The following is a 26,362-nucleotide window of genomic DNA, read 5'->3' as shown; positions in this document are numbered from 1 at the left end:
TGACCCACCCTTAGTCCGACCTTCGAGAGCCCTTCGCCACCGTCCGTCCGTGACGGCGACGAAGGGCATGCCAGGTCTCAGACCTGGGAGGCCTCGTCGAGGACGGCGAGCTCCTCCTCGCTCAGCGTCAGCGCCGCCGCCTCCATCAACGGCCGGAGCTGCTCCAGGTCGCGCGCGCTGGCGATCGGCGCCGTGACGGTGGGCTGGGCGGCCACCCAGGCCAGCGCCACCGAGGCCGGCGCGACCCCCCGCTCCTGCGCCAGGCTGTTCAGGGCCGCCACGGTCCTGGGGCCGTGGGCGGTCTCCAGGTACTCGGCGGCCTTGCCGGCCCGCGGGCTGTCCACGTCCACGCCGGGCGCGTACTTGCCGGTCAGGAACCCGCGCGCCAGCCCGAAGTACGGCACGCTGGACAACCCCTCCCGGGCCACGACCTCCCGCAACTCCCCCTCGTACCCGCGCTCGACCAGGTTGTACGGCTGCTGCAACGCGACATACCGGGCCAGCCCCTCCGCGTCGGAGAGCTTGAGCGCCTCCGCCAGCCGCGGCGCCGAGTAGTTGGACGCGCCGACGTGGCGCACCTTGCCCTCCCGCACCAGCGCGTCGAAGGCGGCGAGCGACTCCACCAGCGGCGTGTCGTGGTCGTCCACGTGCGCCCAGTAGAGGTCGATGTAGTCGGTGCGCAGCCTCCGCAGCGAGTCCTCGACCGCAGTTTTGATCGTCGCAGGCGCGAGCCCCGCCACCCCCTCCAGCATGCCGACCTTGGTGGCCAGCACGATCGAGTCGCGGTTGCGGCGCGCGGCCAGCCACTCGCCGATGATCATCTCGGACGTGGACTCCCCCGTCGCCCAGTACGGGTACACGTCGGCCGTGTCGAGGAAGTTGCCGCCGCCTTCGACGTAGGCGTCGAGGATCGCGAACGACGTCTCCTTGTCGGCCGTCCAGCCGAAGACGTTGGTGCCGAGCGATATCGGGAACACGGACAGGTCCGTGGTGCCTATTGATCTCATCCCGCTATTATCCGCACATCCAAAAAGGAGACTGCGATGCGGCCCCGGTTACGAGGATGCCTGGTCGGCGCGGTGGTGGCGGCCGGTTTGTGCACGGCGGCCCTCGTGGTGGCGCTGCGGCCCGGCGGGGACGAGCAGCCCGGCCCGCGGCCCTCTCCGGCCCGTACCGAGATCGTCTCGGAACGCCGCCTGGACGAGCGCAGGATGGAGCTGACGATCAGGTCGCGGGCGCTCGACGCGACCACGAAGGTGCGCCTGCTGCTCCCGCGCGGCTGGGAGTCCCGCACGGGCTGGCCGGTGCTGTGGCTGCTGCACGGCGGCCTGGACGACTACACCTCGTGGACCGCGAAGACCGACGTCGAGGCGCTCACCCGCGACACCGGCGTGCTCGTCGTGATGCCGGACGGCGGCAGGTGCGGCAGCTACTCCGACTGGTGGAACGGCGGCGAGGGCGGCCCGCCGCGCTGGGAGACCTACCACCTGAAGGAGCTGCTGCCGCTGCTCGAAGCGCGTTACCGGGCGGGCGCGCGGCAGGCCGTCGCCGGGTACTCGATGGGCGGGCAGGGCGCCATGCTGTACGCGGCCAAGGGGCGCTTCGAGGCGGCGGCCTCGTTCAGCGGGGCCCTGCACATCCTGGGGCCCGGCGTGCCGCAGGCGGTGATGGCGGGCACGTCGATCGGGTGTTTCGGCACCGACTGGAAGCGGGTGTGGGGGGATCCTGAGGAGCAGCGGGAGGTGTGGCGGGCGCACAACCCCTACGATCTGGCCGGCGAGCTGAAGGGCGTGCGGCTGTACGTGGGCGCCGGGCAGGGTGATCTGGTGGAGGATCTGGCGAACCGGGCGGCCAGGGCGTTCACGGGGCGGCTGGAGGAGCTGGGCATCCCGGTGCGTACGCACTTCCATCAGGGCGGGCACAACCACACGTCCTGGCAGCGGGAGCTGCACCGCGCCTACCCGATGCTGATGTCCGCCATCGGCGCACGACCCGCATGAACGCCGTCAGTTGACGCGGTCCACCAGGGAGTGGCACAGGGCGCGCAGTTCCGCCGCGTCCGGCAGGCACTCGTCCAGCACGCCCAGCGCCGAGCCCATGTACCGGTCGGCCAGCACCCGCGCCCGCTCCCTCCCGCCGGCCTCCTCCACGAGGTGGGCGGCCTGCCGTACGGACTCCTCGTCCGTCGCCCCGGTGGCGAGGACGGCGGCCAGCTCGCGCGCGGCCGGCCCGCCGGTGGCGAGGGCGGCGAGGACGGGCAGGGTCTTCTTGTCGCGCCGCAGGTCGTTGTAGACGGGTTTGCCGGTCAGCCGCGGGTCGCCCCAGATGCCGAGCATGTCGTCCACGATCTGGAAGGCCACCCCGAGGTCGCGCCCCATCCCCCACATGCGGTCGGCCAGCCCGGGCGCCCCGCCCAGGGCCACGCCCGCCGCCGCGGCGGCCCCCAGCAGGCCGCCGGTCTTGCCCGCGGCCATCTCGGCGTACTCGTCGAGGGTGACGACGTCGGGGCCGCTCCAGGGGCGGTTCTCGAAGGCCATGTCGGCGGTCTGGCCCTGGACGAGCTCGATCAGGGCCGCCGACAGGTACGGCATCGCCTCGGGCCGCCCGGCGAGCTGGCCGACGGCCAGGGCCAGGAGCGCGTCGCCGGTGAGCAGCGCGGGGCCGACGCCGTACGCCTTCCAGAGGGCGGCGCGGTGCCTGCGCAGCTCGTCGCGGTCGATGATGTCGTCGTGCGCCAGTGAGAACGCGTGCACCAGCTCGACCGCCACGGCCGCGGGGAGCGCGTCCTGGGCGGCGCCGCCGACGGCTTCTGCGCTGAGCAGGGCGAGGGCGGGCCGCAGGCCCTTGCCGCCGTCCGCGTCCAGCTCCCTGCCGTCGAGATCCGCCCAGCCCATCGCGAACGCCACCATCCTGGCGCCCCAGGGGTGCAGCCCTGCGACCGACTCACGCAGAGCGGGTTCGAGCAGGCGCCGGCAGCGGGCGATCGTGCCGCTGCTGTGCGGATGGCTCAGATTCAATGGTGCTCCTACCCCGGTACGATCTTGAATCTACATGCACAAGCATGTGATACTCCACCCATCGGTTGACTTTTGTCAGGGAATGTCCGTGATGTGAGACGTGCACCCTGTGCGATGAAGGGATCACCAGTGGCAATCGTGACACTCGCGGTCGCATCCACTGCATTCGCCCCCACTGCCCCCGCACGTCCACAGCAGGGCCGCGCCGCTCCGCCACTCTAGGACGCCCGCCGAACACCCTCACTCACCGCGTGAGCCGATGGGTCACGCCGTCACTCTCAGTCGCACCATGTATCCGGATCGGGGATCGTTTGCCATGCCGCACGTCAAGGGAGCCTTGACGACCAGTCCGCACATCGTCCCAACCCACCGGGCCATACCCAGGCTCGTGAGCGACCCGGTCACCGAGCTGGCCAGGATGGGCACCGACGCGTCCGGCCAGGTCGTCCGGCTCCACCTCGGCCCCTTCCGCCCCTACCTCGTCTCCCACCCCGACCACGTCCAGCAGGTGCTCAAGTCCGACTGGACCAACTTCGTCCGCGAGGGCGTGTTCTGGCGGCCGTTGCAGCGCCTGATCGGCCAGAGCATCCTCGGCGAGGGCGAGGCCTGGGCGTCGGCGAGGAAGATCCTCCAGCCGCTCTTCACCGCGCGCTACACGGCGTCGCTGGCCGAGGACATGGCCGACATCATCGCCGAGCGCATCGACGAGCTGGACGGCTTCGCGCGCACCGGGGAGCCGATCGACGTGGAGCACCAGATGACCTCCATCGTCAACCAGGCGGTCATCAAGGTGCTGTTCGGCGGCCGGATCACCCGGGAGACCGCCGAGCGACTGGCTCCCGAGTTCGCCACCTGCGCGACCTCGATCGGCTTCCGGATGCTCTTCCCGTTCGCGCCGTACTCGATCCGGGTGCCGGGCGACCGCGCCTTCCTGAAGTCGGCGAAGAAGATCGACGAGATCGTCTACCCGCTCATCCAGCAGGCCCAGCGCGAGAACAACAACGGCAAGGAGGTCGTCTCCGCGCTGCTCACGGCCAGGCTGGAGAAGGAGGGCAGGGCCGACCTGCACCAGGTGCGCGACGACCTGGTCAACATCTACGGCGCGGCCTCGGAGACCACGGCGATGTCGCTGATCTGGCTGTGGCAGGTGCTGCACGACCACCCGGACGTCAACGCCCGGCTGCGGGAGGAGATCGACCGCGTGGTGGGCGACGGCCCGGTGCGGCCCTCGCACGTCGCCGAGCTGCCCTACCTGCGCATGGTGCTGCAGGAGCTGCTGCGGGTCTATCCGAACGCCTGGGTCGTGCCGCGCCAGACGGTGGCGGACACGGAGATCGGCGGCGTCCGGATCGAGGCCGGCTCGCAGGTGCTGATCAGCCCGTACACCACGCACCGGCTGGAGGAGTTCTGGCCCAGGCCGCTGGAGTACGACCCTGAGCGCTGGGCCAACGAGAAGACCGAGCGCCGGCACCGCTACGCGTTCATCCCGTTCGGCCTGGGCCCGCACGTCTGCCTCGGCCAGCACCTGTTCTACGTCGAGGCGTCCCTGGTGATCGCCAACCTGATGAGCAGGTACCGGCCGGTCCTGGCCAACCCGCAGAAGCTGCGGCCGGTCCCAGGCGGGGCCACGCTGCGTCCCAAGCAGAAGCTCTTCCTCCACCTCCGGCCGATCGAACGGAACCGCGCGGCATGAGCATCGGCGAAGCGGTGGACACCATCGCGGAAGCGGACGAACTGGTCACCAGCCTCATGCTCCGCCCGTGGGGGCAGGTCTCGCCCTCTGTCTACGAGACCGGGCGGCTGGTCTCGCTCGCCCCCTGGCTGACCGGCCATCGGGACCGCATCGACTACCTCGTCCGCACCCAGGGGCAGGACGGCGGCTGGGGCGCGCCCGACGGGTACGGCGTGGTGCCGACCCTGAGCGCCACGGAGGGGCTGCTCGCCGCGTGGCGGCGCGGGGACCTGGACGGCGGTGGCGACCGGCTCGCCGCGGCGGCCGACCGGGGGCTGCGGGTGCTGGCCGCCTGGCTGGGCGGCCCGCTGGAGCTGCCCGACATGCCGGCGATAGAGCACATCGTCCCCTCCCTGGTCGACCGCATCAACCGGCACGTCGAAGGGCTGCCCGGCCGCTCGCCCGTGCCGCTTCCCACGAGCATGAGCTACGACATGCTGCACGTGGTCAGGTCGCGGGTCCGGTCCGGCGAGGAGGTGCCGGAGAAGCTGCTGCACGCCCTGGAGATCGCGGCCGAGGCGGCGGCCGGAGCGCCCGGCATCCGTCCCACATCCATCGGGAGCGTCGGCGCCTCGCCCGCCGCGACCGCCGCCTGGCTGGGCGAGCGCGGCGACCACGACGCGCACGACCCGGCCCGCGGCCATCTGGAGGCGGTGGTCAGGTTATTCGGCGGCCCGGTGCCCGTCGGGCTGCCCATCACCGTGTTCGAGCGCGGCTGGGTGCTGAGCTGGCTGCTGCGCGCGGGCGTGGCCGTGGAGGTGCCGCCGGAGATGGTGGCCGACATCAGGGCGGCCATCGGCCCCGCCGGGACGCCCGCGGGGCCGGGGCTGCCCGCCGACTGCGACACGACGTCCGTGGCGCTGTACGCGCTGGCGCTGCTCGGCGCGCCCTTCGAGCCGGACAGCCTGTGGGCGTTCCGGACCGGCACCCACTTCTCCACCTGGCCCGGCGAGCAGGGCATGTCGGTCAGCGTCAACGCGCACGTGCTGGACGCCTTCGGCGAGTACGTCCGCCGCAGGCCCGCCGCCGCGCCGCGGTACGAGCAGACGATCGCCGAGCTGGCCGCCTGGATCCGCGATCGCCGGCTGCCGGACGGGAGCTGGACGGACCGGTGGCACGCCTCGCCGTACTACGCCACGGCGAGCTGCGCGCTGGCGCTCGACGCCTTCGGCGGCGACGCCTCGCGGGAGGCGGTGCGCGCGGCGGCCGAGTGGGTGCTGGACACGCAGCGGCCTGACGGCTCGTGGGGCCGGTGGGAGGGCACGGCGGAGGAGAGCGCGTACGCGATCCAGATCCTGCTGCTGACCAGCGGGCACGAGGATCCGCGTCGCCTGCGCGCGGCGGAGCGCGGCGAGGCGCATCTGGCCGGCTCGGGCGGCGGCGACCACCCGCCGCTCTGGCACGACAAGGACCTGTACGTCCCCCAGGCCGTGGCCCGCGCCGCGGTGATCGCGTCGTCGCACCTCATCCGGCGCGCGCGGGCGGGGGTGGGCTAGCCGCGATGGGCGTCCGCATCCGCCGCGAGGTCCCGGACGGTGTACGCGTGCGTGTCCCTGGCCATGTACCAGCCGCCACTGAAGGTCACGCACCTGTACTGCCCGTCCGCGACCCACGCGAGGCCGGCGGGCAGGCCGGCGACGGCCTCGGCGAAGTCCGCGTTGAGCGCGCGGATGTGCGCCGAGACCCGCTCGACCGCCTCCCCGGTGCTCAGGCCGTCGCGTTCGTAGATCAGGACGGCGTTCGGCTTGCCCTCGTCGCGTTCCCGCTGGAAGGTCCTGACGTCGTTGGCCAGCCGCAGGCACGCCGCGCCGAGGTCGGTGACCCGCTCGATGGACCTCCAGTCGGCGGGGGCGGGGCCGCAGATCGCCAGGGCCGCCAGCCACCACGTGTGGTAGAGGAAGGTGACGGCGGCGTGGGGCAGGTACTCCTCGTACGCCGGCCACGGCTCGCCGCCCGTGGCCCAGACCCGTTCGCGGGCCATCGCCTCGCCGGTGCGTCCGAGCTGCGCCACCAGGTCCGGCAGGTACGTGCCGGCGCCGCCGTACCGGTGGAAGCGGGCGCACCAGGCCTGCCAGGCCCGCAGCGCCTCGTCCACGGGCCGCGTCCCGGTGGCCGGGGCGGGCGAAGCGCCGGACAGGACGGCGGCCAGGTCGCGGAACAGCGCCACGATGTCGCGGTCGGTCCAGTTTCCCGCGATGTTGTCGGTGATGTCGTCCACGCCGAACAGGATCGTGCTGAGCGCTCCGAGATCGGCGATCTGTTCCCGCCGCGCGTGCGGGAACGTGGCCGCGGCGGACAGGCAACTGAAGGCCAGCCGGCTCGCGGCACTGTTACCGTCGGCGAACAGCGAGGTGTACGGACGGAGAAGTCCCTCCACCTCCGGCACTGCGTCGAGCGCGGCTTTCAGCACGTCACCCCGGTCCTGTTCGGGCACGCCTGCGAGTTGATGTGACTGCTCCAGGAGCTGGTCGGCGAGGTCATTACGGATGCCGAAATACGCGGACTCGGGATCGATCACTTACCAATAATACCGAATTTGACCCATTTTGTCGCAAATTTGACTAAATTGGGTCAAGTCCCTGACTTCTGTGATTCTCGTTGCTTGAGAGGTGCTTTGCCCTGCGCTAGGGTTCCTTGATCGATATGATGTCCCGCGTCACCGTACGCCAGGTGGCCGGAACACAACATGTGAACTTTCACAGGGTGGGTACAATGCGCTTCCGCAAGACGCGGCTGCGGACCAAGATCACCGCCATGCTGCTCTCCCTGGCAGCGTTGTGGGTCTTCGCCGCGTGGGTCACCCTCCGCGAGGGTGTCAACCTCCTGTGGGTCTCCCAGCTCGACGCCTCCGTGTCGGCCCCCAGCGACCCCTTGCTCTTCGCCCTGCAGAGAGAGCGCAGGCTCTCCATGGTCAGGCTGAGCGAGAAGACGGTCCAGACCCGCAAAGACCTCGAGACCCAGCGGAAGGAGACCGACCGCCTGCACGCCGCCTTCCGCGAGGCGGCGGACACCACGGTCGTCGGCTGGGCCCTGGACGACCAGGGCGAGGAGCGCCTCGCCGGGATGCTCACCCGGCTGGAGTCGCTCAAGGAGATCCGCAAGAACATCGACGCGGGCCGGTTCGACCGGGGCCAGACCTCCGGCGCCTACGACGGCGTCATCGACCCCATCTACGACGTCTACGGCTCGCTGGCGACGCTCGACGACAAGGACCTCGCCAAGGACGTCCGCTCCCTGCTCGCCCTCAGCCGCGCCCGCGAGCTTCTCACCAGGGAAGACGCCCTGCTGGCCAACGCGCTCGGCGAGGGGCGGCTGGAGCCCTCGACGGTGGCCGAGTTCACCCGGATCGTGGGCTCCTGGCGGATCACCGCCGAACAGGCCGCGACCGACCTGCCCGACAGCGACAGGGCCTCCTACGACGAGCTGATCAAGAGCCAGGCGTCCGTGCGGCTCCAGAACCTGGAACGACAGGTCATGGAGCACGACCAGTCCGCGCTGGACCTGCCGTTCACCGCCACGGAGTGGAAGGCGGCCACCGAGCGCTTCCTCGCCGACTTCAACAAGATGGTGCTCGACGCGGGCGACAGTGTGGTCGACCGCACCATCCCGGTCGCCGTCAACGTCATCGTCCGGCTGGTCCTGGCCGGCGGTCTCGGCCTCCTCGCGGTCATCGCCTCGATCATCCTGTCCATCACCACCGCCAGGCAGTTGCTCGCCCAGCTCCAGAAGCTGCGCGACGCCGCCCACGAGCTTTCCGACGAGCGCCTGCCCGGCATCGTCGACCGCATCGGCCACGGCGAGGAGGTGGACGTCGCCAAGGAGGCCCCCGCGCTCGACTTCGGCGACGACGAGATCGGCCAGGTGGGCCAGGCGTTCAACACCGTGCAGCGAACCGCCATCGCCGTCGCCGCCGAGCAGGCCGAGCTGCGCCGCAGCATCCGCGACATCCTGCTCAGCCTGGCGCGCAGGACGCAGGGCCTGGTGCACCGCCAGCTCACCGTCCTCGACGTGATGGAGCGCCGCGAGACCGACCCCGAGGAGCTGAAGGAGCTCTTCCGCCTCGACCACCTCGCCATCCGCATGCGCCGCAACGCGGAGAACCTGATCGTCCTGTCCGGCTCCTCGCCCGCCCGTACGTGGCGGCGTTCGGTGCCGATGGTGGACGTGGTCCGCGGCGCGCTGGCCGAGGTCGAGGACTACACCCGCGTCTCGCTCATGCCGATGGGCGACGTGGTGCTCGTCGGCCGGGCCGTCGGTGACGTGATCCACCTGCTCGCCGAGCTGATCGAGAACGCCGTGTCGTTCTCGCCGCCGTACACCAACGTGCAGGTCAGCGGCCAGCTCGTGGCCAACGGGTACGTGATCGAGATCGAGGACCGCGGCCTCGGCATGAAGCCCGAGGACCTGGACTCGGCCAACGAGCGCATCGCGGACCCGCCCGAGTTCCGCATCACCGGCACCGCGCGGCTGGGCCTCTACGTGGTCAGCCAGCTCGCCAAGCGCCACGAGATCCAGGTGGTGCTCAAGGCGTCCCCGTACGGCGGCACGACGGTCGTGGTGCTGCTGCCGCAGGAGCTCGTCCAGCTCGACCCGACGCCCGAGCCGCGTGGCACCGGCGAGCGGGAGCGGCTGCCGCGCAGGCAGCCCGCCGTCGCCACGGCAAGCCGGCCCGCCACGGCGGAGAACGTGCGCACGCTGCCGTCGCGCCCCGCCGTCCCGGCCCCCACGCCCGCCTCCGACCCCCTGCCCACCCGATCGCCCCGGCCGGAAGCCGCACCGGGGCCCGCCCGATCGCCCCGGCCAGAGGCCGCGCCCGGCCCCGGCCGCCCGGCGCAGCCGGAGGCCGCGCCCCGGCCCCTCCGGCCGGAACCCGTGCCCGCCCCGGAACCACAAGCCGAAACGCCAGCCGAACCGGAGCAGGAGTCTGTGACCGAGTTCACACCAGGGGGGCTTCCCCTTCGGGTGCCCCAGGCCAACCTGGCGCCAGCGCTGCGGGACGACACGCCCACGCAGCCCGACTTTGAGGAGGACGATGACGAGCGCTCGCCGGAGGAGATCCGCGCGATGATGGGATCTCTGCAGTCAGGCACCCGTCGCGGCCGCTCCCAGGCGGCCAAGATGCTGGACGACCAGCAAGGAGGTGACGCATGACCCCCACCTCGGGCACCGACCTCAACTGGCTGATGGACGACCTGGTCAACAGGGTCAAGGAGGCCGAGCACGCGATCGTGCTGTCCTCCGACGGGCTGCTCATGGCCTCGTCCGCCGCGCTGCAGCGCACCGACGGCGAGCACCTGTCCGCCGTGGCCTCCGGGCTGCAGAGCCTGGCCAAGGGCGTCTCCGACCACATCGCCGGTGGTGCGGTGCGGCAGACGGTCGTGGAGTGGAAGAATCAGTTCCTCATCGTCACCGCGGCGGGCGAGCGGGCCTGCCTGGCCGTGCTGTGCGCGCAGAACGCCGACATCGGGCTGGTCGCGTACGAGATGGCGATGATGGTGGCGCGGGTCGGCCAGTACCTCACGTCCGGCGCGCGCGGCGCCCAGGCCGCCGCCGGGAGCGACCGGTGAGAGGCGCGGACGAGCCCACGGACGAACACTGGGTGGATCCGGAGATCATCCGGCCCTATGTCGTGACCCGTGGCCGTACCCAGCCTGCCCACGGCAGGTTCGACCTGATCTCCATGGCGCTGGCGATCGGCCCGCCGCCAGGGCCGGACGCCGGGCTGGACCCGGAGCACCTGCGCATACTCCAGCTCTGCCGCGAACCCAAGTCCGTAGCCGAGATAGCCGCATACCTGGACCTTCCGGCCGGCACCATCCGCGTGCTGCTCGGCGACCTGTTCGACCGCGAACTCGTCTCTGCCCAGGAACCAACATCCGAGGTGGACATGCACGACATGAAGCTCTACAGGGCGGTGCTCGATGGTCTTCGCTCGCTCTGAGCGTCCGCGCCTGCCGACCGCGATCAAGATCCTGGTCGCCGGCGGGTTCGGCGCGGGCAAGACGACGATGGTGGGCGCCGTGTCCGAGACCCGGCCGCTGCGCACCGAGGAGGTGCTCACCGACCGCGGCATCGGCGTCGACGACCTCACCTCCGTCGAGGCCAAGCGCACCACCACCGTGGCGATGGACTTCGGCCGCATCACCCTCGGCAACGACTACGTCCTGTACCTGTTCGGCACGCCGGGGCAGGAGCGGTTCTGGTTCGTGTGGGACGAGCTGGCGGAGGGCTCCCTGGGCGCCGTCATCCTCGCCGACACGCGGCGCCTGGCCGACTGCTTCCCCTCGGTCGACTACTTCGAGCGGCGGGGCACCCCGTTCGTGGTGGCGGTCAACTGCTTCGAGGGCGCGCCCACGTTCGAGCTGGACGAGGTGCGGCTGGCGCTGCAGCTCAACCCGTCGATCCCGATCATCCTGTGCGACGCGCGCAAGCGCGACTCCAGCCGGGAGGTGCTGATCACGCTCGTCAAGCACTCGGCCCGGCTGCGCGCCGAACCGGTCGGTAGCTGACACTGCTGAGCGAGAGGCCCGCCCGGCCCTCTCGCGCTGATCAGAACCCGTCCGGCACCGTGTAACGCCACCCCGGCTGCCAGGCGGACCTCCCCTCCCCCAGCAGCGCCTCCAGTGAGGCCCCGTCGAGCAGGCAGTCCAGCGCCCACCGGTTCGCGGAGTGGGCGATCACCAGCACCCGGGCGCCGTCCCAGCCCTTCACCAGGTCGTGCAGGAACGCCCGCGTGGCCGCCACCACCTGGCTGTAGCTCTGCCCGCCGGGAAACGGCTCGTCGATGTGCCTGGCGCGCCGCTCGGCGATCAGCGCGGCCGGGCTGCCGTTGAGGTCGCCGTAGTCGCACTCGCGCAGCCGCCGGTCCTGGAGGATCGGCGGGTAGCCGTCGGGGAAGGCGATCCTGGCCGTCCGCACGGCGCGGTGCAGGTCGGACACGAACACCGCCGCCAGCCCGTCGGCCCGGCGGCGCTCGCCGAGCTCGAGCGCCTGACGGTGGCCGGCGGCCGACAGCTCTCCGGGCAGCCAGCCGGTGGAGATGCCGTCCTCGTTGTCGGTGGTGGTGGCGTGCGTCTCGTAGATGAGCTCCACGGCCATGGCGGGCCTCCCTGTGGCTCGGTCCTGCACGGCGGGGGGCGACGGCCGCCCGGCTGATCTCCATACTGACCGCCGGACGCCCGGCAGGACAGGGATCGACGCCAGGCGGGGTCCGGGGGAAGGTGGGGGCATGAGTGCTTCAGCGCCGCCCGGAGAGGTGCCGTACAAGGCGGGGCAGACCGCGCTCGTGCTCGACGTGCCGGAGGCCGAGCCGCTGGTACGGCCGTGGCGGGCACGGGAGGTCGGCGTGTCCGCGCACGTGACCGTGCTGACGCCGTTCCTGCACGCGAGCCTGATCGACGACGGGGTCCGCGGCGAGCTGCGGGCGCTGTTCGGGCGGCATCCGGCCATCGACGTGAGCTTCCGCGAGATCCGGCGCTTCCCCGGGGTGGTGTATCTCGCGCCGGAGCCCGTGCGGGCGTTCGTGCGGCTCATCGAGGCGGTGGCCGGGCGGTGGCCGCAGACTCCGCCGTACGGCGGGCTGTACGACGACGTCGTGCCGCACCTGACGCTGGGCGTGGAGGGGGCCGTGGACGAGGCGCGGGTGGCCGGAGCGCTGCCGCTGGCGGCGCGGGTCGCGGCCGTGACGCTGCTGGTGCGTGACGGCGCCGGGTGGTGGCGGCCGGTCGACGTGTTCCCGCTCGCGGCTCAGCGGGCGTAGCGGGCGGCCAGGCGGGGCAGGCGGCGGTCCAGCTCGTCGCCCTCGTCGAAGTCGAAGCTCCAGTCCGGGTCGAGGCCGGGGTAGGAGATCGTGTACGAGCCGGGAGGCAGCTCCTCGCCGGTCGCCCTGCGGTAGGCGTCGTGGGCGGTCGCCAGCATCTCCTCGCAGTCCAGGTCAGCCCGGTCGGCCGTCTCCTGGACGGCCGGGAGGTCGGCGAGCGTGTCGGGGTCGGCCAGGGCCCGATCGAACGCCTCGCGGCCCTGCGCGATCAGCCACCCCCTGAAGTACTCGAAGCCGTCGTCGGAGCAGCCGCCGTTGGCGAGGTAGGCGGCGCCCCAGAGCGGGGCCCGGTAGGAGGCGGCCATGAGGGCCCAGAAGGCCTGCTGGGCGGCGATGATCTCGGCGGGCGGGAGGGCCGACAGCAGGTCGGTGAGGCGGGCGGCGACCTGCCACGCGTCTCCGGCTCCCGCGCGGGCCTGCTCGACGAGCTGCCAGTAGCGTGTGGTGTCCATGGCCGCTGAGCATGCCAGCCGGGTCCGACAAAGCACGGCAGGGCCGGGGCTCAGTCCGTCCAGTCCAGGTAGGCGTCCAGCGCCGCCGCGCCCCGCAGCATCGCCCGCCCCCTGGCCGACAGCCGGGCCTGCCAGTCGCGCAGCGCGCTCTCCAGCGGCGCCAGGCCGCCCGCCGTGCGCACCTGCCGGATCAGCGGCGCGATCTGCTCCAGCAGGTAGCCGCCCCGCCGGAGCTGGTGGGCGAGCTGCGCGTCGCGGACGTCGGCGGCGCTGTAGACGCGGTAGCCGGTGGCCGGGTCGCGGCGCGGCTCGACCAGCCCGGCCTGCTCCCACTTGCGCAACGTCGCGGGGCGGATCCCCAGCTTCCTGGCCAGCGGGCCGATGAAGGTGCCGCCGGGCTCCGGCGAGCGCAGCGGCACCAGGGTGCGCAGCGCCTGCTCGACCGCCTGGAGGGTGCCGCGGTCGTCGAGGAGCTGCGCGTGGCTCTCGTCGATGAGCCGCAGCGCCTCCTCGGTGGCGCCCTCGTTCGCGGCCCGCATGATGGACGTCGCCGTCGCGTGCCCGTGCCCCGGCACCAGGGCGAGGAACGCGCGCAGCGCCTGGGCGTGGCGGCCCGTGTAGGTGCGGTAGCCGTGCTCGGTGCGCGCGGCGGCCGGGAGGATGCCGGCGTCCTCGTAGTTGCGGACCGCCTGGGTGGACAGGCCGTGCTCGCGCGCCAGGTCCACCGGTCGCAGCCGCCCTCGGGGCATGACGTACCTCACCAGGTTGAGGGTCCGGCGGGGGTGGTGCGACGGATCCACGGTCAAAGTCTCAACAGGAACTTCAACGATACCGTGGAAGGTACGTTCCCGACAGAATAGGACCGTGTCATGCATGCTGCCCCGTCGGTCGCCGACGCCGCCCGGGATCTCGACGTCGAGGGCGTCGCCGCCGTCACCCGGTTCGTCCGTTCGCTGCCCGCCCGTCCCCGGCTGCTGGGGCTGGGCGAGGCGATGCACGACGAGCGGCCGATTCACGAGCTGCGCAACGAGATCTTCAGGGAGCTGGTCGAGCGGGAGGGTTTCCGCGCGTTCGCCATCGAGAGCGACTGCGTGGCGGGCCTGCTCGTGGACGAGTACGTCCGGACGGGCGAGGGCTCGCTGGACGAGGTCATGCGGGCCGGGTTCAGCCACGGCTTCTGGGACCGGGAGGCGACCCGCGACCTCCTGCGGTGGATGCGCGCGTACAACGAGGGCCGTCCCGAGGGGGAGCGGCTGCGTTTCTTCGGCTTCGACGCGCCCCTGGAGATGATGAGCGCGGCCAGCCCTCGTCACACGCTCGTCGGGCTGCACGACTACCTGTCGGCGGCCGGCGTCCCCCTCCCCTGCTCCCGCGACACCCTGGAGCGCCTGCTCGGGCCCGACGAGCGGTGGACGGACGAGGCCGCCGCCATGGACCCGTCCCGGTCGGTGGGGAACTCCCCCGACGTCCCCGAGCTGCGGCTGCTCGCCGACGACCTCGTTCCGCTGCTCACCACGCACGCGCCGCACCTGATCCCCGCGACCTCAGGCACGGACCGGGAGCGGGCTGAGTGGGAGCGGGCTGAGTGGGAGCGGGCGCACCTGTACGCGCGGACCGCCACAGGGCTGCTGCGCTACCACGCGGGCATGGCCGACCCGTCACCGCAGCGCGTCGCGCGTCTGCTGGGCCTGCGAGACGCGATGATGGCCGACAACCTGGAGGCCGTCGCCCAGCACGGGCCCGCGCTGGTCTTCGCCCACAACCGGCACCTGCAGCGGGAGGTCAGCCGGTGGCGGCTCGCGGACCTGGACCTGGAGTGGTGGAGCGCGGGAGCCATCACCGCCGCGCGTCTGGGCACCGGGTACGCCTTCCTGGCCTCAGGGCTCGGCGCCGTCCGCCACCAGGGGCTCGGGGACCCGGACCCCGGGACGGTGGAAGGGGTGCTGGCCGCCCTCCCCGGGCAGCGGTACCTGGTCGACTCGCGGATGCTGGCGTCGGCCCTGGAGGGGGCCAAGCTCACCCAGCGGACGGAAACGGCGGACAACCACGGATATTTCCCGCTCGATCCGGATCAGCTCAGCGCGACCGACGGGATCATCTTCGTCAAAGACGTGGCAGGAGAACCCTGACCCTTGAGCACCTGCTCGCACGCCAGCAGCAGCACCCCCGCGCTCCAGGCGTGCGACAGCGTCAGGTACATGCCCTTCGGCTGGAAGCAGTCCGTCTGGTAGTACCGCTCGGTGATCATGCCCCGGTAGGCGTTGAGGTCGCCGTCGGCCGCCGGAAGGAGCTGGCGGAAGCAGTCCAGCGTCTCGTACGCCCGTTCCGCGTAGTACGGGTCGCCCAGCGCCTCCGACAGCTCCACCAGCTCGGCCGTGCACACCAGCCCGTACGCGTGCAGGTGCTGGTTCGACGGCGAGGCCTGGTCGGCGCCCCGGGTGGCGAAGCCGTAGCGGCCGAGCGGGGTGCGGGGGCCGAAGCGCACGTTGTAGGTGTAGCGGAAGGTGAGCGTCCAGTCGGCGGCGCGGCGGGCCAGGTCGAGCCAGCGGGCCGCGCCCGTGCGGCGGTGCAGCGCCATGTACGCCATCACGGCCGCGTACCCGTCCTCCGAGGTGGGGGCCAGGTCCACGTCCTCGGGCGCGCCGTAGATGAACTCGTCATCCACGAACGAGGCGTAGTACTCCCCCGCCCGCTCGGCCGCCCGCAGGTGGTCAGGGTCGCCTGACTCGGCGAGCGCGGCCACCCAGGTCAGGCCGGACGCGCCGGACCAGGACAGGACCTCGCCGGTGGCCGCGTGGTGCAGCGTGCCGAGGTTGCCGTCGGCGCGCTGTCGGGCGGCCATGACCCGCAGGTTGGAGCGGGCGGCCGCCTCCCAGGCCGGGTCGTGGCGCAGGCGCAGCGCGCGCAGCAGGAAGAGGGTGGCCTCCCCGAGCGTGCGCGCGTGCAGGGCGTCCTTGACGTGGCTCCAGCTCTGCGACCAGCCCGACTTCCGGTACCAGGTGCCCCAGAACGTCCCCGACGGCGACAGGTTGGCGCAGATGAAGCCGATGACCCGTTCGGCGGCGGCGACGTGCTCGGGCCGTCCCCTCCGCAGCCCGTGCTCCAGGAGCGCCGCCGCCCACGGGATCCCGCTCACCCAGCCGACGTGCATGGCCTGCCGGTCCACCCGCTCGCCGTCGGTCCCGCTCACCTCCCTGTCGAACCCGACCGTCTCCAGCAGCACGCCGGGGTCGGGGTCGTAGTGCCAGCGGTACAGGCCCTCGGCCGCGATGTCGGCGGCCTGCGCCACGTCCTCCCACGGCTCGACGGGGGCGGCGGGCAGGCGCAGGTCGCGGTCCTCGCGCAGGAGCGGCGCGTACGCGTGCCGGTCCGCGGGCAGCGCGCTGGTCGCGAGCGTGAGGACGTGCGTCTCGCCCGGCTGCCACACGTGCGTGGCGGCGCCGGCGGGCAGCGCCAGCGCGGAGCCGTAGTAGGTGACGGGGAACTCGCGGTACGGGAACAGCAGCGCGACCGTCGCCCGTCCCGCCTCGTGCTCGATGGCCAGGCCGGTCGGCCCGAGCGGCGAGTGCTCGTCCGCGATCAGCGCGGCGCCGCCGGCGTCGCCCCAGACCAGGACGGCGGGGGTGGCGGCGCGGTCGGCGCGGAAGCCCCAGCGGGCCGAGACCATCTCCTCGGGGCGGTCGGCGCCCGGCTCGAAGCGGGGGAAGACGCGCTGGCAGTCCTCGGGGCGGTTCTCGCCGTAGAAGAGGCCGGGGATGAGCCACCACGGGCCGGCGACGGCCGCCACCGACCTGCTCACGCGGACGGTGGCGGGGGCCGGGGCGGCGCCGTCGTACCGGAGGGTGAGGGTCAGCTCGCGGCGGCCCGTGGGGCGCCGCTCGCCCCACGCCCACCCGACGCTGAACGGTCCCGCCGCGTCCAGCGGCTCGATGAGCACCTCGCCGCCGTCGGGATCGGGGACGACGACGGCGCTCACCAGGCCTCCACGGTGAAGGCGCCCCTGCGCACCCCCAGCTCCACGAGGTCCGTCTCGACCGCGGAGAGCGGGTCGTCCAGCGGGATCCTGAACGTGCGGATCTGGCTCGGCCCGAAGTCGGCCATCACCCTGACCCCGGCCATCGGAATGTTCAGCACCGCCGCCCCGGCCCGCCCGGTCGTCTCCACCGCCCGCACGACGAGGTCGCGCGGCGCGTCCTCGTGCAGCTTGACCGCCGTGACCATGACCTGCGCGCCGCCGTCGTCCAGGTAGCCGCGCGCGCTGGGCAGCGCGCCGTCGTGGAAGCTCTCCAGCATCGCGCGCACCGGCGAGCCGAGCAGCGCCGCCCGCCGGGTGAGCCCGGCCGCCCGCCAGTCGCCGGCGTGCGGCACCAGCAGGTACGAGAACCGCTGCGTCCCCTGGTCCTGGAAGGAGTAGTAGCCGTCGGGGTCGAGCAGCCGGGGGTCGTGCCAGGAGTAGACCGGGCTGCGCACGGCGGTGATGCCGATGCTGTGGCTGCGCCCCGGGCTCGGCGGGGAGACGTCGTAGCCGTGCTTGGCGTTGTTCACCACGGCCAGGCCGGCGCGGGCGCCGCCCACGGAGCCCGACAGGTCCACCCACGACTGGGCGGGCTCCTCTGCTCCGTCGATGGGCCTGTTCAGGTGGCCGAACGGGATCTCGTACGTGGCCGCCGGGCTCTCCAGGCCGACGGGGAAGCGCAGCTTCATCAGATGCGCCTCCTCCCGCCAGTCGAGCGTGACCCGCACCTCGACGGCGTCGTCGCCGCCCGCGCCCAGGATGAACTCCTCGGCCATCGTGGAGCGGCCCCACTCGCGCTCGACGCGCAGGCGGGCCCTCAGCGGGCCGTGCTCGCGCAGCACGATGCCGGTGGTGACCATCTCCTCGCCCGGCCAGTCGTAGGAGACGACCCGGTGGCCCCAGGTGTCGGTCGGGTCCTCGCAGACCTGGGTGTGCGGGCCGGACGCGCCGGCCAGCAGGTCGACGCCGGTGCGCTTGTCGACCAGGCTGGACAGCCAGCCGGTGACGGGGTCGAGCTCCAGCCGCAGGACGTCGTTCTCCAGGTGGTGCTCGGAGGTCTCCAGCCGCTGCCCGGAGTTCTCCAGGTGGTGCCCGGAGTTCTTCAGGTGGTGCCCGGACGCGAGGAGGGTGCCGCCCGGGTGCGCGCCCGGCCCCTGCCGCAGCCGATAGAGGCGGTAGCCGAGCGCGGGCAGCTCCGCCTGGAACACGGTGGCGCCGCGCCCCTTGTCGTCGGTGGTGGCGACCGACTGGGTGCGCTGGCAGGGCACGTCGGCGCCGTCGGCGTCCACGACGTGCACCCCGTTGGGAGCCAGGCCGTACTGCATCTCGACCCGGGTCGTGACCGGCCACGGGTGCGGGTTGAACACCACGACCGGCTGCGTGCCGCTCTCCTCGGGCACCGCGATGTCGCGGGCGATCACGTTGTGCGCCCTGGTGATGATCCGCTTGGAGATCGCGACGGCCTCGCCGAGCTGGTCGCGGGCGTCGTCGTAGGCGGGCTCGATGGCCGAGCCCGGCAGCACGTCGTGGAACTGGTTGAACAGCACCTGCTTCCAGGCCCGCTCCAGGTCGGCGCGGGCGTCGTGACCGGCGACGGCGGCCCACCGCTCGGCCGACAGCACCGCCGCCTGCGCCCTGCGCTGCCAGGCCTTGATGCCGGAGTGCGCGGAGTAGCAGCCGGCCGCGTGGTGCTGCAGGTCGTCGCGCCAGACGGGCAGCTCCGCGAGGCCCTGCTCGCCCAGCCGCTTGGCCATCTCGTCGAAGTAGCGGCGCGGGGACGACATCGTCAGCTCCCCGAACGTGCCCATCCGGTCGTAGCGGTGGATGGACTCGATGTTGGCCTTGGTGGGGCCGCCGCCGTGGTTGCCCACCCCGTAGAAGATCATCAGGTCGCCGAGCGAGCGGTCGAGCTGGCCGAGCGCCTTCTCCGTCTGCCCGGCGACCTCGCCGGGCGGGCTGCAGTACTCGAACGGGATCCGGTAGGCCAGCACCCGGCTGCCGTCCGGCGACTCCCACCAGAACATGGTGCCGGGCAGGTCGCTCTCGTGCGGGCCGGGGCGCAGGAAGCAGTAGGAGTCCATGCCCTGGCCGCGCAGGATGGCGGGCAGCATCGCGTTGTGGCCGAACGGGTCCACGTTCATCCCGACCGACGCCGTGACGCCGAACTTCTCCTTGAGGTAGCGCTGCCCGTACAGGCCCTGGCGGACGAACGACTCGCCCGACGGCATGTTGCAGTCGGGCTCCACCCACCAGCCGCCCGTCATGACCCAGCGGCCCTCGGCCACCTTCTCCTGGATCCTGGCGAACAGCTCCGGGTCCGACTCCTCCACCCACGACAGCAGCACGACCTGGTCGCAGGTGAAGACGAAGTCGGGGTACTCGTCCATGCGGTGGATCGCCGACCAGAACGTGGCCCGCGCCTCCTGGTAGCCCTCCTGCCACGGCCACAGCCACACCGGGTCGAGGTGCGCGTTCCCGATCATGTGCAGGGTGCGGCCGGGGGAGGCCGCCGGCCGGGGCGCCCGGGGCAGGCCGCGCGGCTGGCTGCCGGAGGGGGCGTTCGACATCGGCGCCACCCGCCGGGTCACGCGGCCGCCCATGCGTCGACCTTCTCGCTGATCATGTGCAGCATCAGTGTGTGGATCTCCTGGATGCGCGGTGTCTCTGAACTGGGGGCGAGGAGGAGGTGATCGGCGTACTTGGTCGCGGCGCCGCCGTCGCCACCCCCGAACAGCAACGTCACCGCGCCGTTGGACTGTGCGGCCTCGAGCGCGCTGACCACGTTGGGCGAGTTGCCGCTGGTGGTGAACGCCGCCACGACGTCGCCCGGACGGGCAAGCGCCCGGACCTGACGGGCGAAGACGTCATCATAGGCGTAGTCGTTGGCTATGCACGTCATAACGGTCGCATCCGTGGTGAGCGTGACCGTGGGGAGCGGGCGGCGGTCGCGCTTGTAGTGGCCGATCAGCTCGCCGGTGAGGTGCTGGGCGTCGGCCGCGCTGCCGCCGTTGCCCATCGTGTAGAGGGTGCCGCCGCGGGTGAAGGTCTCGATGAGCAGGTCGGCGGCGGCTTCCACGGCGGGCAGGAGCGCCGTCATGCCGCGGGCGGCGGCCAGGTGGCCCGCCACGTGCTCGGCGAGGACGTCGGGGATCGGGGGCATCGGGGGAAGATCAGGCATGGGGTCTTTCCTGAGGCGAGTTCAGGGGGTATGCGCCGGGGCCAGGGTCCGGTGGGCGTGAATCAGCCCTTGGCTCCGGTGATGAGGTCGTGGGCGACGGCGCCGGCGCCGACCACGCAGACGCCGTCGCCGAGCTTGGCCAGCTCGAAGCGCGCGGCGCGGGCGGCGGGCGGCATGGCGTCCCTGGCGACCGCCGCGGCGACGGGGTCGAGGAGCCGGGCGCCCGATCGGGTGACGCCGCCGCCGAGGACGACGAGGTCGGGCTCGAAGGCGTTCACCAGGTCGGTGAGCGCCGTTCCCAGAGCCCATGTGGTCTCGTCCCACACTTCGACGGCGAGCGGGTCGCCCGCCTCGGCGGCGCGGGACACGTCCTCGGCCCTGGGCTCGGCGAGGGCGGACAGCGACGAGGGGCGGCCGGCGGCGAGGGCCTCGCGGGCGCGCTCGGCGATGGAGGTGCCGGACGCGTACGCCTCCAGGCAGCCACGACGCCCGCACGAGCACTTCCGCCCGCCGGGACGCACCATGACGTGCCCGAGTTCGCCGCCGTTGCCTGCCGCGCCGCGGTGCAGCCGGCCGCCGATGACGGTGCCGCCGCCGACGCCGGTGGAGATCGTGAGGTAGAGCATCGTGCTGGTGCCGCGGCCCGCGCCGTACCGGAATTCGCCCAGCGCGGCGGCCGTGGCATCGTTCTCAAGGGCGGACGGGACGCCGAACGCCTCCGTGGCCAGCGCGCCGATCGGCACGTCGATCCAGCCGGGCAGGTGCGGCGGGCACTGCAGGACGCCGGCCGCGGCGTCCAGCGGGCCGCCGCAGGAGATGCCGACGGCGGCCACCTCGGGCACGCCGGCCTCCGCGATCGCCTTCCTGCCCAGGTCGAAAAGCCTGGTCAGAACGGGCCGCGGCCCCTCCTGCCGGAGGGTGGGGGTGACCTGCCAGCCGTGGATCAGGCCATCGCCTGTGACCACGCCCGCGGCGAGTTTCGTGCCGCCTATGTCGAGGGACAAGACAGCGGGAAGATCGTGCTCCATGGGGCCTCCGACGGGAACGACTGCCGCGTTGAGGCTGTGACATCGTTCCCACACGGGATCCTAGGGCGACCTTTCCCCGTGGGTCAACGCACCGGATGGAGGAAATGTCAGACGGCGGGCGGCGGCGCGGTCGACTCGCGCTCGACGAGCCGGACGTTGAGCACGGTCGTCACGGAGTCGGACTCGGGCCGCTCGATGCGCTCGTCGAGCCTGCGTACGGCGGTCGCGCCCAGGTTGAAGGTGTCCTGCGAGACGGCGCTGACCATGGGCGAGACCATGCTCATCCAGGGCGCGTCGTCGAAGGCGACGAGGCTGATGTCGCCCGGCACGCTCAGCCCCAGCTCGCCGATCGCCCGCCAGACGCCTTCCGCGAGCACGTTGTTGGCGGCGAACACGGCTGTGGGACGGTCGGGGCCGCGCAGCATGTCGAGCGCCCGGCGGCGGGAGTCGGCGACGTCCCAGCCGGAGGAGACGACCAGGCCGGGATCGACCTTGATGTCACCGGCGTTCAGCGCCTCCAGGTAGCCCTGGTAGCGCTCGTAGCCGGTGGTCCAGTCGGTCTCGTCGATGAACAGCGCGATCCTGCGGTGGCCCAGCCCGACGAGGTGGGCGGTGGCGGTGCGGGCGCCGACGCGGTTGCCGACGACGACGCCGTCGGTCGAGCCCGCCGCGAACTGCCGGTCGACCTCCACCACGGGGATGCCGTGGGAGGACAGGTAGGTGGACACCTGCGAGGAGTTGGGCGTCACGACCACCCCGGCCACCCGCAGCGCGACCAGCGCCTCGGCGGCCTCGCCCTCGGCCTGCGCCGACAGGCTCGTGTCGGCCAGCACCATGGTGTAGCCGCGCTCGCGGGCCTCCCGGCTCGCGCCGGCGGCCAGCTCCGCGTAGAACGGGTTGCGCAGGTCGCTCACCAGGACCCCGACCGACCGGCTGACCTGCTGCTTGAGCGTACGGGCCATGACGTCGGGCACGTAGCCCAGCTCGGCCGCGGCGCGCAGGACCCGCTCGCGCACGTCGCTGGCGGCGTAGCCGCGCCCGGTGAGCGCGCGGGAGACGGTGGAGCGTGAGACGCCGGCTGCCTCGGCCACGTCCTTGATGGTGGGACGCCTGGAACGGCTGAGGGGGGCGCTGCGCCGCTCTATGGTCATCGAATCCCTTCCGCGACCACGTCGACCAGTGCCTCGGCGTGCTGCCCGAGACGCAGATCGCCGATGGTCAAGTCGACTGCGAGACGAACGCGGCGTCGCGGCACGGCGTCGGCGCCGAGACGGAGATGCACCTGCTCCATACCCCCTCCGGGCAGCCTTAGCGTCAGGGACCCCTGCTCGCGCCGCCAGCCGGGCGGCACCACCGGCTCGACGGTGGCCACGACCTTGTCCGGCCACGGGTTGCGCACGGTGGCGGTCAGCACGACCTCGCCGCCCGCGGGGACGCTCGTATAGTACGGCGTCAGGCGGCACAGCACGCCGTCCGCCCCGAGGTCGAGCCGGTCCAGCGGGAGCAGGTCGTGGTGCAACGCGACCAGCTCCTCGCCTTGTTCGGTCAGCAGGTGCAGGTAGTCGTCGTCCACCCAGCGGGGTCGCCAGTGGCCGCTGACCATGAGATCGGGGCGCAGCCGCCGATAGAGCGCGGCGCTCTTGCGGTAGTCCTCGATCTGGAACCTATTCTTGTACTGATAGTTCAGGATTTCCTGGCGTTCATCAGGAATGCCCATCCCGTCCTGCTGGTCGCCCGTCACCAGCACCCGGTGCCCGTCCACCTCGAACTCGTACGCCGCCGCGAACAGCGTGTGCCCCGGCAGGTCGTGCACCGTGATGTCGTACTCCCGCCAGCGCACCGTCTCCCCCAGCCCGAGCACGCGGTCGGCGGGGATCGGATCGAACCACTGGCACGGCAGGTCGTGGTGGAGCGGCGTGGCCAGGATGGGCGCGATGTGGGAAGGTGCCCAGATCGCCGTGCCCTCGACGTCGCGCAGCAGCGGCATGCCCGCCACGTGGTCGTCGTGGTAGTGGGTGGGCAGCGCGACCTCGACGGCGGTGACGCCGTAGTGCTCGCGCAGCGCGGGCAGCGAGGCCAGCCAGGGGCGGCGCGCCTCGCGCGCGGTGCTCTTCACCAGGCCGGTGCTCATGTCGTAGCCGAAGTCGAACACCATGGCCGCGCCCGACTCCGACAGCAGCACGTAGCTGTAGGACTGGCTGCTCCTGTTCATCAGCAGATGCGGCGTGACCTGCACGAACGGGTTGTTGAGCAGGCCGCGCACGTCCCACGGGTGGGGGCGGCGGAAGTCCACGTACCGCTGCATGGCGGACGACAGGCGGGCCAGCGCGTCCTTCGGGTCGTTCATCGGGTCGCCGTGCGAGGGCAGCAGCACGTCCAGCGGCTCCCGCTGGAGCAGCTCGGCGCTGAGGACGACCATGGCGGGGCCCTCGTTCTCGGTGTACGACCACTGGGTGGCGGCCAGGGACCACACCTTGCCGGGGGCGTAGATCAGGTCGCCGGTGAAGGCGGCCCCGCCCACGACGTACGTGACGGAGCCGGGCGTGTGACCCGGTGTGGGCAGGACCCGCACCTCCACCCCGCCGTATCGGGCGGTCCTATACTCCGGCACTACGCCCGTGACCTCGACCGGCTCCAGCAGCGAGAAGCGGTCGTCACGCAGGTCGTAGTCGTTGAGTATCTGACGCCCGATCCACATCTCGTCGACCTTCTCGAACAGGTCGCGCTCGACGGGCGGCACGTGGATCGCCACGCCCGCCCCCGCCGCCCTGTGCAGGCCCTGCACCTGGTCGCGGTGATGGTGGGTGACCAGGACGTCCGTGATGCGGTCGAGGCCCAGCTCGTCGAGCAGATCGAGCACCCGGCCCGAGCCGAAGTCGACGGTGATCCCGGTGCGCTCCTCGCCCGGCGCGGCGGGAGCCTTGATGACGTAGACGTGGCAGGTGTCCTCTACGCGGAGAACCCCGGGGGCGACTTCGGTGACTGGCATTCCCACGAGGCCCGATCCTATCCGGTATCGTTCCCACAATGGAGGTCCAGGAGTGGATTATTCCCTGTCCGAAAAAGGCTACTTTCGGTATTTCGCACGTCGAGCTGTGTGACGCTGGAGTCCAGGGCGACGCCGCTGCCGGGAGTGCCGTGGCCGAGCTGCGCCACGCACTCACCGCAGCCGCCACCGCCGAGCCGGGCCACGCGATCACCGCATCCCCCGACGCCCCGGCGCCCGCCGACGTTCGCGCCGGAGTCGGCGCTGAGACGCACGCTGAGACGCACGCTGAGACGCACGCTGAGACGCACGCTGAGACGCACGCTGAGACGCACGCTGAGACGCACGCTGAGACGCACGCTGAGACGCACGCTGAGGTCGGCGCTGGGATCCGCGCCGAGGGCGACTCTGAGACGAGCGCCCGGAGCGACGCTGACGTGCGTGCCCGGAGCGGCGCTGAGACGCGTGCCGAGGGCGGTGCTGAGACGCGTGCGGTGATCGGCACCGGGGCGCGTGCCGGGATCGGCGTTGAGGCGCGTGCCGGGATTGGTGCTGAGGTGCGTGCCGGAGTTCGCGCCGAGGTGGTCGTCGAGGTGCGGGTGGACGACGGGGCCGGGCTGCCGCCGGAGGGGTACACGCTGACGGCCGGCGACGGCCGGGTGACGATCGTGGGAGCCGACCCCGCCGGCGCGTTCTACGGCGTGCAGACCCTCCTCGCGATGACCGCCGCCCCCTGCCCCGAGCACCGGGTGTGCGTGCCGGAGTGCGACATCCGCGACTGGCCCGACCTGCCACTGCGCGGCACCATCGAGGGCTTCTACGGCACCCCGTGGACCCACGCCGACCGCATGGACCACCTGCGCTTCTCCGCCAGGCACAAGCTCAACGCCTACGTCTACGCCCCGAAGGACGACCCGTACCACCGGGAGCGGTGGCGGGAGCCGTACCCGCCGGAGGAGCTGGCGCGGCTGGCCGAGCTGGTGGACGAGGCGGCGGCGCGGCACGTGCGGTTCGTGTTCGCGCTCAGCCCCGGCCTGTCCATGGTCTACAGCGACCCGGCCGAGCGGGCGGCGCTGCGGGCCAAGGCGGAGCAGGTGTGGCGGGCGGGCGTCAGGGAGTTCGCGCTGCTCTTCGACGACATCCCGCCCGAGCTGCGCCACCTGCCCGACCGGGAGGCGTACGGCACGGCGGAGGGGGCGAGCGCGAGCGCCCACGCGGCGGTGTGCCGCGACTTCGCCGAGCACTTCCTGGCCCCGCACGGCGCGGACCGGCCGCTGACCATGGTGCCCACCGACTACGCGGGCACCGCCCGCACGGCCTACCGCGACCGGCTCGCGGCCGAGCTGCCCGCCGAGGTGCTGGTCTGGTGGACCGGCTCCGACGTGGTGGTGGGCGCGATCTCCAGCTACGACGTGACGGCCGCCGCCGCCTCCTACGGGCACCGGGTGGCGTTGTGGGACAACTTCCCCGTCAACGACTTCGACTTCTCCCGCGTCTTCCTCGGCCCGCTGGTCGGACGGGCCACCGACCTCGATGACGTGCCGCTGGAGGGCATCACCGCCAACCCGATGGTGGAGGCGGCGGCGTCCCGGATCGCGCTGACGACGGTGGCCGACTACGCCTGGCACCTGGCGGCCTACGACCCGGCGCGCTCGCACGAGCGGGCGATCCGGCTGCTGCCCGGGGCCGCGGAGCTGCTGCCGCTGGTGGAGGCGTGCTCGGCGTGGCCGCCCGGCGACGACCCGAGCCCGGCGCTGACCGCCCTGTGCGCGGCGGCGCTGGAGGGCGGGCCGTACGAGGTGCTGCGGGCCGAGCTGACCCGGCTGGCCGAGCTGCCCACCGGGGTGGCCGGGCCGATCGCCAGGGAGCTGGCCCCGTGGGTGGCCGCGGCCAGGGACACGGGCGCGGCGGGGCTCGCCGCGATCGACCTGCTGACGGGGGCGGGCACCCTGGCGGCGGCCGAGGAGGCGCTGGCGCGCGCCGAGTCGCACGAGGCGAACGTGCTGCGCAAGGTGATCCCGCCGTTCGCCCGCCAGGTCATCGAACGCGTCACCACCTGAGAGCCCGCCACGCGAGCGCCCGCCTGAGCGCGGGCACTCGCCTGAGCGGGGGCGCCCGCCTGAGCGGGGGCGCCC

Annotated in this window: 22 protein-coding genes; 10 read left to right on the top strand and 12 right to left on the bottom strand. The window is 72.6% G+C overall.

Annotated features, from left to right (window positions below):
- Positions 1–77: 77 nt before the first annotated feature.
- A complete protein-coding gene (locus ABD331_RS02855; RefSeq protein ID WP_344470603.1) occupies positions 78–1,007 on the bottom strand; it encodes an aldo/keto reductase in 930 nt (309 codons plus the stop codon).
- Between the two features lie 36 nt (positions 1,008–1,043).
- Here ABD331_RS02855 and ABD331_RS02850 point away from each other — a divergent pair, with 36 nt between their 5' ends.
- Entirely contained in the window at positions 1,044–2,000 is a 957-nt protein-coding gene (locus ABD331_RS02850; protein ID WP_344470602.1) for an alpha/beta hydrolase, read from the top strand.
- 6 nt (positions 2,001–2,006) lie between these two features.
- On the opposite strand, the gene ABD331_RS02845 is transcribed toward ABD331_RS02850, so the two are convergent.
- Complete coding sequence (locus tag ABD331_RS02845) at positions 2,007–3,017, bottom strand: polyprenyl synthetase family protein (RefSeq protein WP_344470601.1); 1,011 nt, start codon at positions 3,015–3,017, stop codon at positions 2,007–2,009.
- 388 nt (positions 3,018–3,405) lie between these two features.
- Between ABD331_RS02845 and ABD331_RS02840 the strand changes: the two genes are divergently transcribed.
- The gene (locus tag ABD331_RS02840; protein ID WP_344470600.1) at positions 3,406–4,710 is read left to right on the top strand and encodes a cytochrome P450; all 1,305 of its coding nucleotides are present in this window, start codon (positions 3,406–3,408) and stop codon (positions 4,708–4,710) included.
- Positions 4,707–6,245: a prenyltransferase/squalene oxidase repeat-containing protein gene (locus ABD331_RS02835; RefSeq protein WP_344470599.1), complete on the top strand. Its 1,539-nt coding sequence runs from the start codon at positions 4,707–4,709 to the stop codon at positions 6,243–6,245. The genes ABD331_RS02840 and ABD331_RS02835 overlap by 4 nt, the downstream gene beginning before the upstream one ends.
- On the opposite strand, the gene ABD331_RS02830 is transcribed toward ABD331_RS02835, so the two are convergent.
- Positions 6,242–7,267 (bottom strand): terpene synthase family protein, encoded by a 1,026-nt coding sequence (locus tag ABD331_RS02830; protein ID WP_344470598.1) that lies wholly within the window; start codon positions 7,265–7,267, stop codon positions 6,242–6,244. The genes ABD331_RS02835 and ABD331_RS02830 overlap by 4 nt on opposite strands.
- A 194-nt stretch (positions 7,268–7,461) precedes the next feature.
- On the opposite strand from ABD331_RS02830, the gene ABD331_RS02825 reads away from it, so the two are divergent.
- The 4 genes from ABD331_RS02825 to ABD331_RS02810 are packed head-to-tail and all read left to right on the top strand — an operon-like array spanning position 7,462 to position 11,258.
- Positions 7,462–9,900, top strand: a complete 2,439-nt coding sequence (locus tag ABD331_RS02825) for a sensor histidine kinase (protein WP_344470597.1) — start codon at positions 7,462–7,464, stop codon at positions 9,898–9,900.
- Complete coding sequence (locus ABD331_RS02820; RefSeq protein ID WP_344470596.1) at positions 9,897–10,316, top strand: roadblock/LC7 domain-containing protein; 420 nt, start codon at positions 9,897–9,899, stop codon at positions 10,314–10,316. The genes ABD331_RS02825 and ABD331_RS02820 overlap by 4 nt, the downstream gene beginning before the upstream one ends.
- Positions 10,313–10,690: a DUF742 domain-containing protein gene (locus ABD331_RS02815; RefSeq protein ID WP_148433919.1), complete on the top strand. Its 378-nt coding sequence runs from the start codon at positions 10,313–10,315 to the stop codon at positions 10,688–10,690. The genes ABD331_RS02820 and ABD331_RS02815 overlap by 4 nt, the downstream gene beginning before the upstream one ends.
- On the top strand, positions 10,671–11,258 hold the full coding sequence (locus tag ABD331_RS02810) for a GTP-binding protein (RefSeq protein ID WP_185102894.1): 588 nt from the start codon (positions 10,671–10,673) through the stop codon (positions 11,256–11,258). Before ABD331_RS02815 ends, ABD331_RS02810 begins: the two co-directional genes overlap by 20 nt.
- Before the next feature lie 40 nt (positions 11,259–11,298).
- Here the strand turns inward: ABD331_RS02810 and ABD331_RS02805 are convergent, their stop codons facing one another.
- Positions 11,299–11,847, bottom strand: a complete 549-nt coding sequence (locus tag ABD331_RS02805) for a histidine phosphatase family protein (RefSeq protein ID WP_344470595.1) — start codon at positions 11,845–11,847, stop codon at positions 11,299–11,301.
- A gap of 130 nt (positions 11,848–11,977) precedes the next feature.
- Between ABD331_RS02805 and ABD331_RS02800 the strand changes: the two genes are divergently transcribed.
- Entirely contained in the window at positions 11,978–12,508 is a 531-nt protein-coding gene (locus ABD331_RS02800; protein WP_344470594.1) for a 2'-5' RNA ligase family protein, read from the top strand.
- Here the strand turns inward: ABD331_RS02800 and ABD331_RS02795 are convergent.
- Together ABD331_RS02795 and ABD331_RS02790 are read right to left on the bottom strand one after the other, a co-directional pair.
- Positions 12,496–13,020, bottom strand: coding sequence for a DUF4240 domain-containing protein (locus ABD331_RS02795; RefSeq protein WP_344470592.1), 525 nt, complete (start codon positions 13,018–13,020; stop codon positions 12,496–12,498). The genes ABD331_RS02800 and ABD331_RS02795 overlap by 13 nt on opposite strands.
- 50 nt (positions 13,021–13,070) lie before the next feature.
- Positions 13,071–13,769, bottom strand: a complete 699-nt coding sequence (locus tag ABD331_RS02790; protein ID WP_344470747.1) for a TioE family transcriptional regulator — start codon at positions 13,767–13,769, stop codon at positions 13,071–13,073.
- A 120-nt stretch (positions 13,770–13,889) separates the two neighbouring features.
- Here ABD331_RS02790 and ABD331_RS02785 point away from each other — a divergent pair, with 120 nt between their 5' ends.
- Complete coding sequence (locus tag ABD331_RS02785; protein ID WP_344470591.1) at positions 13,890–15,149, top strand: erythromycin esterase family protein; 1,260 nt, start codon at positions 13,890–13,892, stop codon at positions 15,147–15,149.
- Here ABD331_RS02785 and ABD331_RS02780 read toward each other — a convergent pair.
- The 6 genes from ABD331_RS02780 to ABD331_RS02755 form a co-directional block, all read right to left on the bottom strand.
- On the bottom strand, positions 15,092–16,996 hold the full coding sequence (locus ABD331_RS02780) for a hypothetical protein (protein ID WP_344470590.1): 1,905 nt from the start codon (positions 16,994–16,996) through the stop codon (positions 15,092–15,094). The two genes, ABD331_RS02785 and ABD331_RS02780, sit on opposite strands and share 58 nt — an antisense overlap.
- Positions 16,993–19,635, bottom strand: coding sequence for an alpha-mannosidase (locus ABD331_RS02775; protein WP_344470589.1), 2,643 nt, complete (start codon positions 19,633–19,635; stop codon positions 16,993–16,995). Before ABD331_RS02775 ends, ABD331_RS02780 begins: the two co-directional genes overlap by 4 nt.
- Positions 19,620–20,213: a D-sedoheptulose-7-phosphate isomerase gene (locus ABD331_RS02770; RefSeq protein WP_344470588.1), complete on the bottom strand. Its 594-nt coding sequence runs from the start codon at positions 20,211–20,213 to the stop codon at positions 19,620–19,622. The genes ABD331_RS02775 and ABD331_RS02770 overlap by 16 nt, the downstream gene beginning before the upstream one ends.
- Positions 20,214–20,275: 62 nt before the next feature.
- Entirely contained in the window at positions 20,276–21,241 is a 966-nt protein-coding gene (locus ABD331_RS02765; protein WP_344470587.1) for an ROK family protein, read from the bottom strand.
- 107 nt (positions 21,242–21,348) lie between these two features.
- Positions 21,349–22,332, bottom strand: coding sequence for a LacI family DNA-binding transcriptional regulator (locus ABD331_RS02760; RefSeq protein WP_344470585.1), 984 nt, complete (start codon positions 22,330–22,332; stop codon positions 21,349–21,351).
- Positions 22,333–22,388: 56 nt separating this feature from the next.
- Entirely contained in the window at positions 22,389–24,230 is a 1,842-nt protein-coding gene (locus ABD331_RS02755) for an MBL fold metallo-hydrolase (RefSeq protein ID WP_344470746.1), read from the bottom strand.
- 38 nt (positions 24,231–24,268) lie between these two features.
- Between ABD331_RS02755 and ABD331_RS02750 the strand changes: the two genes are divergently transcribed.
- Complete coding sequence (locus ABD331_RS02750) at positions 24,269–26,287, top strand: protein O-GlcNAcase (protein WP_344470583.1); 2,019 nt, start codon at positions 24,269–24,271, stop codon at positions 26,285–26,287.
- The last annotated feature ends 75 nt before the right edge of the window (positions 26,288–26,362 follow it).

It is taken from the genome of Nonomuraea monospora (assembly GCF_039531895.1).
GTDB classification, from domain to species: Bacteria; Actinomycetota; Actinomycetes; order Streptosporangiales; family Streptosporangiaceae; genus Nonomuraea; species Nonomuraea monospora.
This window is presented reverse-complemented; position numbering and strand designations above follow the sequence as displayed.